At 26.5% G+C, this 16,985-nt stretch carries 21 protein-coding genes; 6 read left to right on the top strand and 15 right to left on the bottom strand.

The genetic code is table 11. From position 1 onward, the window contains the following. Positions 1-191 precede the first annotated feature (191 nt). The 6 genes from ruvC to ABIV_RS13530 are packed head-to-tail and all read left to right on the top strand — an operon-like array spanning position 192 to position 4,107. Positions 192-659: a crossover junction endodeoxyribonuclease RuvC gene (ruvC, locus tag ABIV_RS13555; protein ID WP_114840406.1), complete on the top strand. Its 468-nt coding sequence runs from the start codon at positions 192-194 to the stop codon at positions 657-659. Position 660: 1 nt separating this feature from the next. Beyond that, positions 661-1,539: a DMT family transporter gene (locus tag ABIV_RS13550; RefSeq protein ID WP_114840405.1), complete on the top strand. Its 879-nt coding sequence runs from the start codon at positions 661-663 to the stop codon at positions 1,537-1,539. A 32-nt stretch (positions 1,540-1,571) separates the two neighbouring features. Then, the gene (purN, locus tag ABIV_RS13545) at positions 1,572-2,147 is read left to right on the top strand and encodes a phosphoribosylglycinamide formyltransferase (protein WP_114840404.1); all 576 of its coding nucleotides are present in this window, start codon (positions 1,572-1,574) and stop codon (positions 2,145-2,147) included. Between the two features lie 55 nt (positions 2,148-2,202). After that, on the top strand, positions 2,203-2,568 hold the full coding sequence (locus ABIV_RS13540) for a response regulator (RefSeq protein WP_114840403.1): 366 nt from the start codon (positions 2,203-2,205) through the stop codon (positions 2,566-2,568). Next, positions 2,568-3,188, top strand: a complete 621-nt coding sequence (locus ABIV_RS13535; protein ID WP_114840402.1) for a chemotaxis protein CheX — start codon at positions 2,568-2,570, stop codon at positions 3,186-3,188. Before ABIV_RS13540 ends, ABIV_RS13535 begins: the two co-directional genes overlap by 1 nt. A gap of 1 nt (position 3,189) precedes the next feature. Further along, the gene (locus ABIV_RS13530) at positions 3,190-4,107 is read left to right on the top strand and encodes a sensor domain-containing diguanylate cyclase (protein WP_114840401.1); all 918 of its coding nucleotides are present in this window, start codon (positions 3,190-3,192) and stop codon (positions 4,105-4,107) included. On the opposite strand, the gene ABIV_RS13525 is transcribed toward ABIV_RS13530, so the two are convergent. The 15 genes from ABIV_RS13525 to ABIV_RS13455 form a co-directional block, all read right to left on the bottom strand. Next, positions 4,102-4,707: a trimeric intracellular cation channel family protein gene (locus tag ABIV_RS13525; RefSeq protein WP_114840400.1), complete on the bottom strand. Its 606-nt coding sequence runs from the start codon at positions 4,705-4,707 to the stop codon at positions 4,102-4,104. The two genes, ABIV_RS13530 and ABIV_RS13525, sit on opposite strands and share 6 nt — an antisense overlap. A 48-nt stretch (positions 4,708-4,755) precedes the next feature. Continuing rightward, the gene (locus ABIV_RS13520; protein WP_114840399.1) at positions 4,756-5,949 is read right to left on the bottom strand and encodes an ArsS family sensor histidine kinase; all 1,194 of its coding nucleotides are present in this window, start codon (positions 5,947-5,949) and stop codon (positions 4,756-4,758) included. A 1-nt stretch (position 5,950) separates the two neighbouring features. Beyond that, on the bottom strand, positions 5,951-6,613 hold the full coding sequence (locus ABIV_RS13515; RefSeq protein WP_114840398.1) for a response regulator transcription factor: 663 nt from the start codon (positions 6,611-6,613) through the stop codon (positions 5,951-5,953). Further along, a complete protein-coding gene (locus ABIV_RS13510) occupies positions 6,606-6,983 on the bottom strand; it encodes a Spy/CpxP family protein refolding chaperone (RefSeq protein WP_114840397.1) in 378 nt (125 codons plus the stop codon). The genes ABIV_RS13515 and ABIV_RS13510 overlap by 8 nt, the downstream gene beginning before the upstream one ends. Then, positions 6,940-7,272, bottom strand: coding sequence for a diheme cytochrome c (locus ABIV_RS13505; RefSeq protein ID WP_237673224.1), 333 nt, complete (start codon positions 7,270-7,272; stop codon positions 6,940-6,942). The genes ABIV_RS13510 and ABIV_RS13505 overlap by 44 nt, the downstream gene beginning before the upstream one ends. A gap of 19 nt (positions 7,273-7,291) precedes the next feature. Then, a complete protein-coding gene (locus ABIV_RS13500) occupies positions 7,292-8,059 on the bottom strand; it encodes a cytochrome b/b6 domain-containing protein (RefSeq protein ID WP_114840395.1) in 768 nt (255 codons plus the stop codon). A 1-nt stretch (position 8,060) separates the two neighbouring features. After that, complete coding sequence (locus ABIV_RS13495; protein ID WP_114840394.1) at positions 8,061-8,564, bottom strand: cytochrome C; 504 nt, start codon at positions 8,562-8,564, stop codon at positions 8,061-8,063. 9 nt (positions 8,565-8,573) lie between these two features. After that, entirely contained in the window at positions 8,574-8,975 is a 402-nt protein-coding gene (locus ABIV_RS13490) for a DUF1924 domain-containing protein (RefSeq protein WP_114840393.1), read from the bottom strand. A 90-nt stretch (positions 8,976-9,065) separates the two neighbouring features. Further along, positions 9,066-9,986, bottom strand: coding sequence for a glutaminase (locus ABIV_RS13485; RefSeq protein ID WP_114840392.1), 921 nt, complete (start codon positions 9,984-9,986; stop codon positions 9,066-9,068). A gap of 48 nt (positions 9,987-10,034) precedes the next feature. Further along, positions 10,035-10,274: a sulfurtransferase-like selenium metabolism protein YedF gene (gene yedF, locus ABIV_RS13480; RefSeq protein WP_114840391.1), complete on the bottom strand. Its 240-nt coding sequence runs from the start codon at positions 10,272-10,274 to the stop codon at positions 10,035-10,037. A 9-nt stretch (positions 10,275-10,283) separates the two neighbouring features. Then, positions 10,284-11,480, bottom strand: a complete 1,197-nt coding sequence (gene yedE / locus ABIV_RS13475) for a selenium metabolism membrane protein YedE/FdhT (protein WP_114840390.1) — start codon at positions 11,478-11,480, stop codon at positions 10,284-10,286. Positions 11,481-11,677: 197 nt separating this feature from the next. Then, positions 11,678-13,288 (bottom strand): phosphoethanolamine transferase, encoded by a 1,611-nt coding sequence (locus ABIV_RS13470; RefSeq protein WP_114840389.1) that lies wholly within the window; start codon positions 13,286-13,288, stop codon positions 11,678-11,680. An 85-nt stretch (positions 13,289-13,373) separates the two neighbouring features. Next, a complete protein-coding gene (locus ABIV_RS13465) occupies positions 13,374-14,948 on the bottom strand; it encodes an HD-GYP domain-containing protein (protein WP_114840388.1) in 1,575 nt (524 codons plus the stop codon). Beyond that, the gene (locus ABIV_RS13460) at positions 14,938-16,320 is read right to left on the bottom strand and encodes a sensor histidine kinase (protein ID WP_228254312.1); all 1,383 of its coding nucleotides are present in this window, start codon (positions 16,318-16,320) and stop codon (positions 14,938-14,940) included. Before ABIV_RS13460 ends, ABIV_RS13465 begins: the two co-directional genes overlap by 11 nt. Further along, the gene (locus ABIV_RS13455) at positions 16,313-16,981 is read right to left on the bottom strand and encodes a response regulator transcription factor (protein ID WP_114840386.1); all 669 of its coding nucleotides are present in this window, start codon (positions 16,979-16,981) and stop codon (positions 16,313-16,315) included. The genes ABIV_RS13460 and ABIV_RS13455 overlap by 8 nt, the downstream gene beginning before the upstream one ends. Positions 16,982-16,985 lie beyond the last annotated feature (4 nt).

Below are 16,985 nucleotides of genomic sequence, written 5' to 3'. Positions count from 1 at the left end.
TAAAAAAACACTCTTTTATATAAATTGTTTAGATTATAACCAAAATTACATTAAAAGTTTTTCACATCGTGAATAAAAATTGAATAATATGTGAAAAATGAATTCCTTTTAAGTGAAAATTTATATATAATTTACCAATATAAAGGCAATTTACTATGTGAATAATTTAAAATCTAGGAAATGTGAATAAATTGAAAATATTAGGAATAGACCCGGGAACAAGAAACTGTGGATATGCAGTTATTGAAAAAAATGGAAGAGAAATAAAACTAATAGAAGCAGGTCTTATTAAAATCAAAACAAAAATTCTTCAAGAGCAGATTGTAGAGATGTGTGAAGGTCTTGAAATGATTTTTAGAAAGTTTGATTTAGATGAAGTTGCAATAGAAGATATGTTTTATGCTTTTAACCCTAAAACAGTTATAAAATTAGCTCAATTTAGAGGAGCAATCTCTTTAAAAGTATTACAAGAATTTGGGCATTTTGCAGAATATACTCCTTTACAAGTAAAACAAGCAGTAACAGGGAATGGTAAGGCTCAAAAAGAGCAAGTTGCCTTTATGGTAAAAAGATTATTGGGTATTAAAAAAGAGATTAAACCACTTGATATTACAGATGCTATTGCAATTGCACTTACTCACTCTCAAAGATTAAAATAGTATGTTTAATTTATCATTTTTTATTGTATTAGCTCTTGGAGTCATTTGGGGTAGTAATTTTATTTATATGAAGATGGCAGCAGATTATCTTGACCCAATGCAAGTTACTTTTTATAGGGTTGTTTTTGGACTTTTTCCTGTAGTAATTTATGCAATTTATAAAAAAGCATTAAAGCTTGAAGATTTAAAATATTCAATTCATTTTTTTGTAATGTCTTTACTTGCAGCTGTGATTTATTATTATGGTTTTGTAAAGGGTTCAGCATTACTTCTTTCTGGAATTGCAGGAGCTTTAAGTGGTTTAATACCTGTTTTTTCATTTTTATTAGCAGCACTATTTTTAAAAGAGGAAAGAATTACAAAAAAAGCTTTTCTAGGAGTATTAATAGGGTTTTTAGGAGTGGTTTTAATTAGTGGAGTTTTTAATGAAAATTTAGAAAATGTAAATCTTGAGGGAACAGTTGCAATTATTATTGGTTCTTTAAGTGTAGGAGCTTCATTTATTTATGCAAAAAAATTTATTATGCCTTTAAATTTAAATCCAGCTGCACTTACAACATATCAATTAAGTTATGCACTTTTATTAATGTTAGTTATAGTTGATTTTGAAGGAATAAATAATATTTGGCAAGATACTCACAGTGCATTAGGAATGGTTTTTGGATTGGGAATTTTTGGAACAGGAATTGCTTATATTATGTATTATTATGCAATAAAAAAATTTGGAGCTTTATTAGCCTCTTCAATAACTTATCTTCCCCCTGTAGTAGCTTTAATTATAGGTTTTTTTATTGTAGGAGAAGAGATAAAAATAATTGATTTTATTGCTACAGGCTTAATTTTCTTTGGAGTATTTTTAATTAATAAAAGAAAAGCTTAGTTATAATAAATTAGAAAAGATTAGGAAAACTTATGAAAAGAATTGGAATTTTATCCTCTCATAATGGTAGTGGATTTGATGCAATACAAAAAGCTTGTGAAGAAAAAATTTTAGATGCACAAGTTGTTCTTGTAGTTTCAAATAACTCAACAGCAAAAGTTTTAGAAAAAGCAGAATCAAAAAATATACCAAATTTTATTATAAATGATAAAAAATATCCAAATGAAAATTTAGATAAAAAAATTACTGAATTAATGCAAGAATTTAAAATAGATTATATTTTCTTATCGGGATATATGAAGAAAATAGAAGAGAATTTAGTAAAGGCTTTTGAAGATAAAATTATTAACTCTCATCCAGCACTTCTTCCAAAATTTGGTGGAAAAGGTATGTATGGAACAAATGTACATAAAGCAGTAATAGAAGCTGGTGAAAAAGAGTCTGGATGTACAGTTCATTTTGTAAATGAAAATTATGATGAAGGTAAGTTTATTTTACAAGCTCAAGTAGAAGTAGATAAAAATGAGACAGTAGAAAGTTTAGAAGAAAAAATTAAAAATCTTGAAACTAAAACTATAATTGAAGCACTTAAAATAATTATAAATTAAAAATACTATAATAGATAATTAATAAATTATCTTTTTATTTTTTTGGAGATTACATATGAAATATTTGGTTGTAGATGATTCTAAAATGGCAAGAAAAATGACAATAAAATCATTACAAAGTTTAATTAATGAAGATGATGAAATCATACAAGCTGAAAATGGACAAGAAGCTGTTGATTTATATAAAGAACATCAACCAAATCTTTGTTTAATGGATTTAACAATGCCTATTATGGATGGCTTTGAAGCAACATTAAATATTAGAAGTTTTGATAATGATGCAAAAATTATTATAATAAGTGCTGATATTCAAGAGACTTCAATGGAAAAATCAAAACAAAATGGAGCAATAGGGTTTATTAAAAAACCTGTAAATAATGCGAACTTAGAAGCAATGTTAAAAAAATTAGGGTTAATATAATGTCTGAATATGCACAATTTAATGAGAATGAAAAAGATTGTTTACAAGAGCTAATGAATATTTCTTATGGAGCTGCTACAGCTGCAATTGCAGATATTATTAATAAAGAAGCTACTTTATCTATTCCAAATATCCAAACTGTTACAACTAAAGAGTTTAAAGATTATTTAAAAGAAAAACTTCTTAATAAAATAGAATATTTTATAACAAATCAATTAATTAGTGGATCTTTTTGTGGTGAAACTATGTTTGTAATAGATAGAAAATCTACAGAAAATTTAGCCTTAGAGTTTGATTTAGATGAAGATGAAGTTAAAGATGATGATGAATTAAAAGATGTGATTTTAGAGATTTCAAATATTATAACTTCTACTACTTTAAGTAAATTAGCAGGACTTATTGAAACAAGTATCTCTTTTTCTCCACCACAAGTAGAGATAGTAAAAAATTCAGAATCTTTTTATAGAAATTATATAAATGAGTATGACCATATAATTATTATTTCAACAGATATAATTTTTAAAGAGCAAAATATTAGTGGAGAATTATTAATTCTTTCAAAAGATGAAGCTACAATTTTTTTAAAAGAGGCTTTAAATAGAGTATTAGAAGAGTTTTAATATGCGTTCAAATGACACTATATTTAACACAATAGATAATGGTATTATTATCTTAGATGAAAACCTTAATATATTAGCTTGGAATAGATGGTTAGAGATAAGAACAAATATTTTAAAAGAAGAAGTAATTGATAAAGGTATTTGTCAAAAATTTTCTTATATTGATGAAAAAAGATTAAAAAGAAAAGTTAAAGCTGCTTTGGTTACAAAAAGCCCTTCTTATTATAATGTTGACCCACATAAATATCTAATAAAAATTAAAATAAATTCTATTAATTCGAATTATGACTTAATGCAACAAGACGTTACTATCGTACCTTATGATATAGAAAATAAAATAGTCTGCTTATATATCTATGACAAAACAGCTTTATGTGAAATCAATTCAAAGTTAGAAAGAGCAAATACGGAGTTAGTTGATTTAACTAATAAAGACTATTTAACCAAAGTTTATAATAGAAGATATTTTAATGATTATTCAAAAAAAGCTATTGAGTTAGCTAAAAGAAATAATCAAGATATAAGTGTAGTAGCAATTGATATTGATAGATTTAAAAAAATCAATGATACTTTTGGACATACTGTAGGTGATGAAGCTTTAATAACTGTTGCAAATATTTTAAGAAGTAATATTAGAAAGAGTGATATAGTTTCAAGATTTGGTGGAGAAGAGTTTGTTATGTTATTAAATAATGCTTCTTTAACTGAAGCTACAGTAATTGCTGAAAAAATAAGAGTAATTATTGAAGATACAATTATTAAAGTTGGAGATAAAGAGATAGATATAACAGCTAGTTTTGGTGTGGCAACACTAAATAAAGAGAATGATGAAAATATATCAATAACTCTTCAAAGAGCTGATGATTTACTCTATCTTGCAAAAAAACATGGAAGAAATGAAGTAGTAAACTCTTTATAGTTTAGGTAAACTCCATTTTTTGTAATAGGCAAGAAGTCTTAGTGTTACTCCAAAAATAAAAGTTATTGTTAATGTAACAATTGAAACATAATTTCCTAAATGTAAAAAATAGGTTATAAGTCCAATTATAATAGCAACAGTTCCATAAAACTCAGAAACTAAAATTGAGGGAACTTTGTTTATTAAAATATCTCTGATAGTTCCTCCCCCTACAGCTGTTAAAAATGCAAGCATTAATACACCTAAGAAGTTGAAATCAGCTTTTATTCCAATAAGAGCACCGGTTATAGCAAAAGATACTAAACCTATAGCATCTGAAACAATAAACCAAGTTTTTCCTTCTAAATCAGTTGTTTTATGAAGTTTAAAAATAAATGCTAAAAATAGAGTAGTACTAACTAAAATAATAGGAAGATTATCACTTAAAACATAGGGTGTTTTATTGGCAATAACATCTCTTATCATTCCTCCCCCAAGGGCAGTTAAAAAAGCAGAGATAAAAACACCTAAAATATCAAGTTTATAATGAACAGCAATTAAAAAACCACTAAGTGCAAAAGAGACAATACCAATAATATCAGCAATTTCTAAAGGAGTCATTTAATGCCTTTATAACTAAAAAATTTTTGAATTATACAAAAAGTGTACTTAACTATTAAATTTAATTATAAAATAGATTTTATTCTCTTCATATTTGTGTAGAAGTTGGTATTTATGTTTTTTTACAACTTTTTTTACAATACTTAAACCTAATCCAAAACCATCTCTTTGAGAAAGTTCTTGAGTAAAAGGTTTTAAATAATATTCAAAATCTTTGCTTAGTTTTTTTGCACTATTTATTATTTGTATCTCTTGGTTATTTACTTTAATCTCTATAGGATATGAAGTAGCATATTTTATTGCATTATCTACTAGATTTTTAAGTGCCATTGAGAGATAGTGTAAATCAGCAGTTATTTTAAAATTCTCTTTTATGTCAATATTAATTAAATTTTCATCTTCAATATATAATCTATTTAGAGCTTGAACAATTAAAGTTTCCATATCAAAAGTAGATAATTCTAACTCTTTAGAGTTTAGTTTTTCCAATTCAATTAGTTCATTTGTTAAAGTTTCTAAATCTTTAAATATCTTTTTTAAAAGCTCTTTTTGAGAAAAGTCTTCAATCTTTTCTATAGCAAATTTTCCTTTTGCAATAGGAGTTCTTAATTCATGTCCTATATCTTTTAAAAGCTCTTGTCTAGTTTTTATTAACTCTTCTAGGGATGAAGCCATTTTATTAAAAGCTTGGCTTAGTTGTCCTATTTCATCTTTTGATTTTATATCTAATCTTCTAGATAAATCTCCATTTGCAAATTTTGTTATCTCTGAGCTTATATTTTTTAAAGGGCTTAATAGTTTGATTAGATATAAAAAGATTAAGATTAAAACAAAAATATCTAAAAAAACTAGGGCATTTAAAATCATTTTATCTTTTAAATTTTCTTCATCTTGAGTTTTTAATAGATAGTTTTCATCTAAATAGTTTATCTCTAAAATAAACTCATCTTCAAAACTTCTTTTTTCAATAGAGATATAACCAAAGGTAAACTCTTTATAAAAGAATACTTCATTATTTTTAGGTTTTATCTCTAAAGGTTTTAGATGATGTTTTTCTAAGATTTGTTCTATTTTTTGTTTATTATCAAAATTTTCAAGTATTTCATTTGCTATTTTTACATACTTCTCTTTTATTAAACTATCTACTCTTTTTGAGTTGATATTATCAGTCCAGATACCAATAACAGACATAAGAGTAAGACTTATGATAAATAAAATTGAGATTTTCTTTAATATAGACATCTTAACCTACAAACTTATAACCAATGCCCCAAATAGATTTTATATATTTAGGAAGTTTTGAGTCATCACCAATTTTTTGTCTAATATTAGAGATATGCATATCTATAGTTCTGTTTTTTGTGTCTTCACTTAAAGAAGTTGCATTTACTATTTGTTCTCTTGAAGAGACTTTATTTATATTTTCACATAAGAATAGAAATATCTCATACTCTATCTTGGTTAAATCAATTTGGTAATCATCTATAAAGACCTCTTTATTTACTTTATCAATGATAAAGTCAGAGATTTTTTCTTTATTTTTAAAACTCTTTTTTAATATATATTCTATTCTTAATACAAGTTCTCTTGGTTCATAAGGTTTAGCTAAATAATCATCAGCTCCAAGTTCAAAGCCATGTATTTTATTTCCAATATCTGCCCTTGCAGAAGAGATGATAATAGGAGTATCACAGATTTTCTTAATCTGTTTAAATAAATCAAACCCATCCATTTCTGGAAGCATTAAATCAAGAATTATAATAGCGAAGCTTTTCTCTTCTAAGATTTTTAAAGCCTCTTTAGGATGAGAAACAGCTCTACAATCAAGATGATAATCTTTTAGATATTCAACTATTAAATTTTGCATTTGAATATCATCTTCAATTAATAAAACTCTTTTATTCAACTTTCCACTCCTGTAGATAATGTGAAAATTTCTCTCTTTGTTCTTTTGTTAAAATTTTATGTATTTTCTTTAATGTTTTTACTTCAAGTTCAACTGCTTCTTCTTCTATCTCTTCGGCAATATCTTCATATTTTTCTTCATCAAAATGGTCTTGTTTTATTAATTCTTGAAGTTTTTTCTCTTCTTCTTGTTTAAAAACATAAAACTTTTCATATCTTTTTTTATGAGAGATTAATATCTTTTTTAATTTCTCTTGTTGATTTTTATCAAGATTTAGAAAGTCAAGATTTTTATAAATATGGTTCTCTTTTGCAAATAATGTAAGATTACATAGAACTAGCAAAACTACTAATATCTTTAATATTTTCATCTTCTATTAAACCTTTTTCTATATCATTATGGCAAGCTTTACAGTTTGCTTTGCTTTTAACTAAACTATTTGAAAAAATTTTATCATCAATATTTTTATGTTTTTCTTTCCAATAAGTAGTCTCACTTATAGCTATTATATCCTTATTTTTTAAAGAATCCAAAATCATAAAACTAGCCTCTTTAGTAGAAGTTTCTGCACTATTTTTTTCTAAAAACTTTAAAATTATATTATGTGTCTCTTCTTCAACTGAAGCATCATCTCCAAAGTGGTTCTCTAAATCAGCCATCAACTTTTCCCAAGAATTTTTAGGCAACAAAAAGGGAGGGATAAAGAGTATGACACGATGCACACTCATCTACAAAAAGTTCATTTTGTACTTTATAATCAATAGGCTTGTTAATTGAAGCTACTAAAACATTTTTTGGATTTATTATATTAAATACTAAAAAAGCAATTAGAAGTATAAACATAAAACCTGCAAAAAGTTTTTGAAAAATATTTAGTTTTATACTTTTATCTTCTTTACTATTTTTGTATCCAGTAAAAATTGATTTTAAAGTCTCTACTTCTTTATGTAAAAATTTATCTATTATAATACCAGCTAGGTGTAAAACAATTAAAAAGATGAAGAAGTTTGCAAAGAACTCATGGATATTATCCATACTTTTCATGCCTTTAAAAAAAGTCTCATTTAAAAAACCTAAAATACCTTTTCCTTCTTGTATTCCATAGGTTAATACTCCTGTTAAAATAATAAGAAAAGTAGAAACTAACATAGTAATCATCACATAAGAAGCTGCTGGATTATGTCCTATATATTTTGACTCTTTTTTTAAAGCATTTGAAGAGTACTCTTTAATCTCATTAGTTGGAAAATCTTTAAATTTTGAGTATTTAGGTCCAAAAAATCCCCATAAAACTCTAAAGGCTAAAAGAATCAATAGAGCATAACCAACAATTGCATGATAATTTAACAAATGGTCATCGTCTGTTAAAAAAGCTATTAAAATTCCTACTACAAAAAGCCAGTGAAAGGCTCTTGTAGGAAGTGACCAAATATATGATTTGTTCATCTTAATCCTCCCATTTTCCATAATTTGGAATATCTACATCATCATCATTGAAGATAGCCTTTTTTGTACTTTGATGACAAGCAGTACAGTTAAAAAGACCTTTTACCTCTTTTTGAGTTATTAAATGTTTTTTTATTTTTTTATGCTTTTTATGAATATATGGTGTTTTTGAAATAGCAATATAGACTTCATCTTTTGGAATACTTTGTACTATCTTTCTACTTCTTTTATAATTCATATTTTTTTCAGCACTATTTTCATTTAAAAATTTTGTTAGAGTTTGAAATGTTTGTTCATCAACTGTAGCATCATCTCCAAAATGGTTCTCTAACTCAGCCATTAGCTTTTTCCAAGAGTTTTCAGGTAACAAACCAGGGAAATATGCAAAGTGGCAAGAACCACACTCATTTGAATATACTTCATTTGTAACTAAAGGAACATCTTTTTTTGCACTTGCACTAAACAGAGATAAATTTATAAAAATTAATAAAATTAAAGTTCTCATTTTTTATCCTTATTTACTTAAGATATAAACTAATACATCACCTTTTTCTTGTGCTGTACCAACTCTATTATATACATCTTTGAAATTTCTTTTTAGCCATTTTTCTACTTTTTTTATATCAGTTAATCTTGTAGGGTTAACCTTTTGTGATAGAGGTTCTAGCTCTTTTCCTGTAAAGAAGTTTTCACTTTTTTTTGTTAGGTCTATGCCATGGCATGAAGTACAAGCAATCTCTTTTCCTTTTTTTCCAATATGTTTAGAAGTAAATATCTCTTCACCTTTTTTAATACTAAACTCTTTGAAATTTGGATTTTCTTTTGTTGCTTCTTGTTTTAAATTATTTAAATAAGTATTTAACTGGCTACTAAAAGAAAAAGTAGCAAAGATAAATATTAGAAGTAGATTTCTCATCTTAATTCCTTTATATTTTGTATTATTTTGAAAGTATAAAGGAATAGTTTAAATTTCTTATGTAAAGTTTCTTGACAATTTCTTTACATTTTAAAAAATAGAAAGATCAGTTAAGGTAGTAAATAGTTCTAAGGCTTTTGTTCCACTGTGAGAATTTCCTTTTTCATTTAATCTTGGAGAATAAACACAAATAGCCATCTTCTTTGGAACAATAGCTACAATTCCTCCTCCTACACCACTTTTACCTGGTAATCCCACATGAAAAGCAAAATCTCCTGAGGCATCATAGTGACCACAAGTAAGCATTAAAGCATTTACTCTTTTTGCTTTTGGTGCAGTAATAAACTCTTCATTTGTAAGTGGATCAACTCCATGATTTGCTAAAAATAACATAGCACTTGCTAACTCTTCACAACTCATCATAAGTGAACAGTGTTTAAAGTAGGTTTCTAAAGTCTCTTCTATAGGATTATCAATATTATTAAAACTTTTCATTAAACTGGCAAGGGCTTGGTTTCTATATCCTGACTCTAATTCTGATTTAAAAATTTCTTCATCAAAAGAGATCTCTTTTTTACTTAGATTATTTATAAATTGATTTATTTCATTAAAAGTAAGATTCTTATCTTTGTAATAAGACAACAAGCTATCTGTAGTAACAATAGCACCAGCATTTATAAAAGGATTCCTTGGAATACCTTTTTCATATTCAAGTTGTACTAAGGAGTTAAAAGGGTTTCCTGAAGGTTCATACCAAACTCTTTGATATAACTCTTTTCCATAATGTTTTAAAGCCATTGAAAAGGTAAAGACTTTTGAAATACTTTGAATAGAAAACTTTTTGTCAAAGCATCCTATATTATAACTTGTTCCATCAAGTAGTTTTATACTCATGGCAAAATCATTGGCTTGTACATTTTTTAGTGCAGGAATATAGCTAGCAACTTCCCCTTTTGGAAGTTCAGTTTGAATCTGTTCTTTTATCTCTTCAAGAATTTTTTGATAGTTCATAATAATCCTTATTTATATTAGAGGTATTATACCTCTAATATATTAAGATTATTTTTGAATAATATATCTAATAGTTGGACCACTACTATCTACATTTAATACTTTATATCCATGATTTCTTGCATCAGCAGGGATATTATTAATACTTTGTGGACAATCACTGATAATTTCAAGGATTTCTCCTTCTTTAAGTTCTTTCATAGTTTCTAAAGCATTTACAGCAGGATATGGACAAGGTTCTCCTTGCATATCAAGTCTATAATCAGGAATGATTTCTTCGCTATTCATTTTTTATCCTTATCTATTTTTTGATTTATTTAAATATCTTTTTTCTAACACTAAAATAAGTGCAAAAAGTAAAATTAGAAGACCATAATTTAAGAATAGTCCACCATAATTTCCAAATACTTCAAGTAGGTTGATTTTTGGCCAGCTTGTAGCTAACTCTAAAGATAAATCATCCCATACAAATGCAAGTAAAGTTGCACCAATTACATTTCCGATACCAACAACCCAGAAATGAACTTGACCTTCAACTGCTCTATACATCCAACCACATTCACAACCACCAGCTAAAACAATACCAAAACCAAAAAGAATACCACCAATGATAGCATTTGGTCCTGCCCACATAATTTTAGGAGGTTGTCCAATCATAATATATGAAAAAACTCCAAGTGTTGCAACAGCCATACCAATAACAATACCTTTAGCTAATTCACTTCTTCCTGTTGTAAAAATATCTCTAAATGCAGAAGTAAAACAGATTTGAGCTTTTGCAATTGCTAGACCAAAAGCACTACCAAATAACATAGCCATACCAAGTTTAGTACTTCCTTGTACAAAAATAAGATATAAAGCCCAAATAATAATTGCAATAAAAGCAAAAGAACCTAAAGTAAATAAGCTTTTAGTTTTAGTCTCGTTCTTTTCTAAAGGCTTAGAACAAGATACTTTTTGAAGTTTAATCTTAGATTGGAAAAAAGGTAATAAAGAAAACTTTGCACCTAAATAAACACCAACAATCATAGCAATAGTAAACATCCAAGCATGGAATGTAAATTGAGGAATACCAGTAAAGAAACTTGCAAGGTTACAACCCATACCAAGTCTTGCACCAAAACCTGCAATAATACCACCAATTAGAGCTTGAAAGATTCTAATATTACTTGCTGGCATTCTAAGTTTTACATTGTTCCCCCAAAATGCTGCTGCAATACAACCTGCAAACATACCAATAATCATAACACCATCAACTCTTGTAAAAATATTACCATCCATATTCATGATTTTGTAATATCCCCATGTAGATAAATCTACACCAAAAGTCTCTAATACGTGTCCACCCCATCTAGTAAACTCACCTGTTACAGCCCAATATGTTCCTGTAAGACCGAAATAATAAGCAGATAAAATTCCAAGTGCAATTACAGCAGGAATTGGAGCCCAAAATTTCACTAAAATATCCCTTTTGAAATTTTGCCAAAAGTTCATGCATTCTCCTAACAATGATAAAATGTGATTTTGAAATATATGGTTTAAAGAAAATAAATTAACCATAAATAATGAAAGACAGCACTTGAAAGAATCTAATCAAGATGTCAGTTTGTACCACAAACCTAAAATGTAATATTAACTAAAATAACTTTAACATAAATTAAAAAGGTAAAGTTTTTTTTACCTTTTTAATTTTAATCTTCTGTTCGTATAGTAGATAAAATATCTAACTCTTTTTTATAACTATCAGTAGTTACTTCAAACATTCCAAGTAGAGTATGAAAGAGGTTATCTTGAGAAAGAGGTTTGTCTTTTATTTGATTAAGTTTATTTAAATCTAAATCCTCTTTCATACTCTCTCCAAACCATACTAAAGAGGCAACATGAGTTTGAGTATCGGGAGCCATAAAATATGGCAAGCCATGTAAGTAAATTCCATTTTCTCCTAAACTTTCTCCATGGTCACTTATATAAAGCATGGCTGTTTCATAATCTTTTGAATAAGGTTTTAAAAAATTAATCACTTGTGATAAAAATGAGTCTGTATGTAAAATAGCATTGTCATAGGCATTGTTTATTTCCTCTACTGTACACTTTTCTAATTGATTTGTTTTACAAACAGGAGTAAACTTTTCAAACTCTTTAGGATATCTTTTATAGTATGCAGGACCATGGTTACCCATTTGATGAAGAATAATTAAGATATCGCCATTTTTATTCTCTTTAATATAGTTATCAAGACCTATTAGCATACCTTCATCTCTACACTCTCCATCTTTTTCACAAATAGGGTTTGTTTTAGAGCTTCTAAAATCTTCATATTTAACTCTTAGTGCAACACCTTTTGAATCAGAGTTATTATCTCTCCATAAAATATTTACTTGTTTTGTATGCGTTAATACATCTAAAACATTTTCGTTTGTGATACCTTTTTTATAATTATAACTATCTCTATCAAATTTAGAGAACATACAAGGTACAGAGTGAGCAGTCGAAGTTCCACATGAAGCCATTTTAGAGAAGTTATAAACCTCCTCTTGTTTCAATAAAGGATTTGTTTCTCTTTCATAACCATTTAATGAAAATCTGTCTGCTCTAGTAGCTTCACCAACTACCATGATTACTAGTTCTTTTTTATCTTCTGCTGTTTCATTGATATTTGCATCTTTTCCTACTTCTTTAACAATAATTTTTCCATTATAAAAAGTTCTTTTTGTATAATTTACAACACTATACATCCAAAAAGTAGGGTTTGCATAATATCTTAATGTTTTATGTTCTCTAAAAAAAGAGGTATAAAATTTACTAAAACCAAATACATTTACAGCAATAACTATAAAAAGTAGAAGAAGCATTTTTATTTTCTTTAAACTCTCTTGTTTAAATGTACCAAATGAAGGTTTTATTTTGTAAATAAAAAAACTTGGAACTAAGCCTAAAAATAGCACATATAAAATAAGTTTAAAACTAAATAAATCTAATGATTCTTCAAGATTTGTTTGTAAAGAGTTTCTAAGCATACTATGGTCAATTACAACATTATAAGTATCCATAAAATAAGCAGTAAAAGAAGAGATAATAAGTAATAAAATAACAAAGGGTTTAAAAATATGTTTTGAACTTAGAAGTGTTAATACAAAGGCAATAAATGCAAAGAGAGTAATAGTAATACTTATTGAGTAAGCTATATTTATACCACTAAAATTATAAGTAAGAAAAAAATTTTTAAAGAATGAAAAGTTATAAAATAGAGTAAAAAGTAAAGAAATATATAAAATTACTCTATATGAAGAGATATTTGTCATGGGCTACCTTTAGTTTGTAATACAAAAGTATAAATAATTAGAGTCAATCTTCTATTAATAATAAATTAATAAGAGATTAACAGTATTAGGTATCCTTAAAAGAGTCTCTAATTTTTAAAAATTCATCTAAATGTTCAAAAAAGATATCTACCAATTTAGGATCAAAATGTTTTTCTCTTTCTTCTTTAAAAAGTTTAAAAATTTTTTCATCACTCCAAGCTTTTTTATAACATCTATCACTTCCTAAGGCATCAAATATATCGGCAATGGCAGTAATTCTTCCATATATATGAATTTCTTTTTCTTTTAATCCTTTAGGATAACCTGTACCATCCCATTTTTCATGATGTTCTAAAGAAATTATAGCAGCAGCTTTTAAGAGAGGTCTATTTGAATGTTTAAGCATTTCATAACCTATTTTTGCATGAGTATTCATAATTTTTCTCTCTTTTTCATCAAATCTGCCTGGTTTATTTAAAATAGAATCAGGAATCGCAACTTTTCCTATATCATGCATAGGACTTGCTTGTTTTAAAAGTTCAGCTTCTTCTTTTGAAAGACCATAATATAAAGCTAATAATTTAGAGTATTCAGCAACTCTTTTTACATGATTACCAGTCTCTTTACTTCTACTTTCTCCAATAGCTCCCATTGTAAAAACAACTTCTTTTTGAGTATCTTCTATCTCATGATTTAACTCTTTTATTGTTTTTAAGCCCTCTTCAACTTTTTCTTGAATTTCATCAAAGCTAAGAGCAACATTTTTATTTACTTTAAAAGCTAAATAGATGATTAAAATAATAGTTACTAAGAGTAAAGAGATAATAAAAGAGTAGCTTCTTTTACTAAAGTTTGAAGAGATTTTTTCAATTTCATTTTCAATTTTTAAGTTTAATACTTTATTCTCTTTTACTGTTTTAGAGATATTGTTTTGTAATAGTTTTTCTTCTTTTTCTATTTTTTCTAACTCTAAAGCATGGGCAGAGATAGTTTTTATAATATCAATATATTCAGATAATTGATTATTTGGGTATATCTTTTGTAAAGAGTATATTTTTTCAAGTAGTATATTTAAATATTTATCTTCTTTATGTTGGAAAAGGACTTCTTTACTGTAGTATTTAATATCTGAGAAATGTTTTATAATATTTAGATCTTTAGTCTGTAAAATTTCCTTTTCTATATTTTTTCTAAGTAGACTCTCTTTGGGATAGTCTTGTAAAAATAGAGTTTTTAACTCAATTTTTCTTTTTTGCATTTCAAAGATATTATCAAAATATTTTTCTATATCTTTTTCAGATTTAGATAGAAGAATTAAATGCTTTTCAACATTTGGGTGTTTATGAATATCCTTTATTAATAAATCTAAAAAATCATCTTTGTCTTTTATAAAAAGATAGTTTTTTATTTTTTCAAATTTTTTTTCATAAATTAGAAATTCATTTTTTAACTCTTCTAGCTCTTTTAAATTTTCTGTATCAATGATATCTTTAACTAAAAAGTTCATATTTTCTTGCATAAAGACAAGTTTAGAAATCTCTTTTTTTGAGTATTGGTTCTCTTTTAGTTTTTCTAAAACAATACTATTTATTAGAAAAATAGATACTACTAAAAAGATAATAATTAAAAAGTTTAATTTAACAAGCTTCTTAATATTCATCAACTTCCTTTAGAAATCTAAAAAAGACTTTTGTTCCTTGATTCTCTTCGCTCTCTAATTCAATTTTTCCTTTATGAATTTTTACTATTTTTTCAACAATCGACATTCCTAAGCCTGTGCCACCAGACTCTTTGTTTCTACTTTTATCTGTCCTATAAAATTTATCAAAGATTTTTTCTTGGTCTTCCTTTGAAATACCAATTCCTGTATCTTCTATACAAATTACATTGCTATTTTCTTCTTTGTAGTTTGAGATAGTAACTATTGAGTTCTCATGACTAAAAGTTATGGCATTTTTTAAAATATTTTTTAGAGCTATCTTTAGTAGTTTATGATGACCTTTTATTTGTAAAGGCTCTTTTATTTGACATTCAAGCTTGATTTTTTTTAGTTTTGCAAAGGCTTGCATCTCTTTATAAGCTTCAAGTGATACCTCATCTAAATATATCTCTTCTTCATTTTGTTCTAAAACTTCATGTTCATTTTTAGCTAAGAATAGTAAATCATCAATGGTTTGTTGTATAGTAATAAGTTCATCTAAGCAATTTGATAAAGTCTCTTTATATTCATTTTGGCTTCTATCTTTTCTAAGAGCTATCTCTATTTCTCCTCTAATAATTGTAAGAGGTGTTTTTAATTCATGTGAAGCATCAGAGCTAAATTGTGAAATCTTTTCAAAAGATATTTCAAGTCTTTGTAGAAGGTTGTTTATCTCATAAGAGAGTAAATCTATCTCATCATTTTTGTTTTTAGATTCTAATCTTTTTGATAAATCACTTGCATTTATGTTTTTTAGATTTTGAAGTAATCTTTCAATAGGTAAAAAAGATTTATATATTAAGAAGTATCCACCAATAATCGATAAAACTAAAATAACAGGAACTATAAAAAATAAAATATAAATTAGATTTTCAAGGGTTGAGTCTATAGTAGAAAAGTTTGTAGCAACCTCAACTACATAATCATCATTCATTTCTATTTTTAATCTACTAATTATATAGTGCTCTTGGTATTCAAAATCTATACGATTTAAGATTAGATTTTTTAAGTAGTTATTATTACTAATTATGTCTTTTGGAAAATAAGTACTTTTTACCTCTTTATAGGTATCATCTAGTTTTATTAACCTTATATAAAGAGGTTTAAATTTATACTCTTTCTCTTCATCAAAATTTGTTGCGTGCAAATCTGTTTTATGTTCAATAATATCATCAGCAACATCAAGTAAGATTACTTTTAGTGTAGCTTCAAGTTTATCTTTTGAAGAGATCTCTAAAGTTTTGTAAATAGAAAAAGAGAAAAGCATCAAAATTAGAATTTGAATAAAAATATTATAGATAAGAAGTTTTCTTTTTATTGATAGATTAGTCATCACTTATTTTAAAACCTAAGCCTCTAATTGTTTTGATAAGTTTCTTTTCATAAGGTTTATCAATTTTATTTCTTAGTCTATAAATATATACATTTACTACATTACTAATATTCATATCATCCATATTACTAAGTGAAGAGCTAATTACACTCTCTGATAAAACTTTGTTTTGATTCTTTATTAAATACTCTAAGAGTGCAAACTCTTTTGCTGTAAGGTTTATAGTATCTTCGCCTCTTTTAGCTGTTTTAGTAAGAAGGTCTAATTGTAAATCAGCTAATTTTAGAGTGGTTTGATTTTGATTGGTAGCTCTAAGTTGTACTCTTATTCTAGCAAGCAGTTCACTAAAAGAGAAAGGTTTTGCTAAATAATCATTTGCACCAATATCTAAACCCTTTATTTTATCTTCAATAGAGTCTTTAGCAGTAAGCATTATAATTGGTGTATTAATAGAGTTTGACCTAAGAGTTCTACACACTTCAATTCCATCTTTAATAGGAAGCATAATATCAAGAAGTATTAGATCATAATCATTTACACTAGCTAAATAAATACCCTCATCTCCATTTAATGAGTGGTCAACACTATAAGACTCTTCTTCAAGACCTTTTTTCAAAAAGTTTACGATTTTTTCATCATCTTCTATAATTAATATTTTCATAATT

It is taken from the genome of Halarcobacter bivalviorum (assembly GCF_003346815.1).
Taxonomy (GTDB): Bacteria; Campylobacterota; Campylobacteria; order Campylobacterales; family Arcobacteraceae; genus Halarcobacter; species Halarcobacter bivalviorum.
This window is presented reverse-complemented; position numbering and strand designations above follow the sequence as displayed.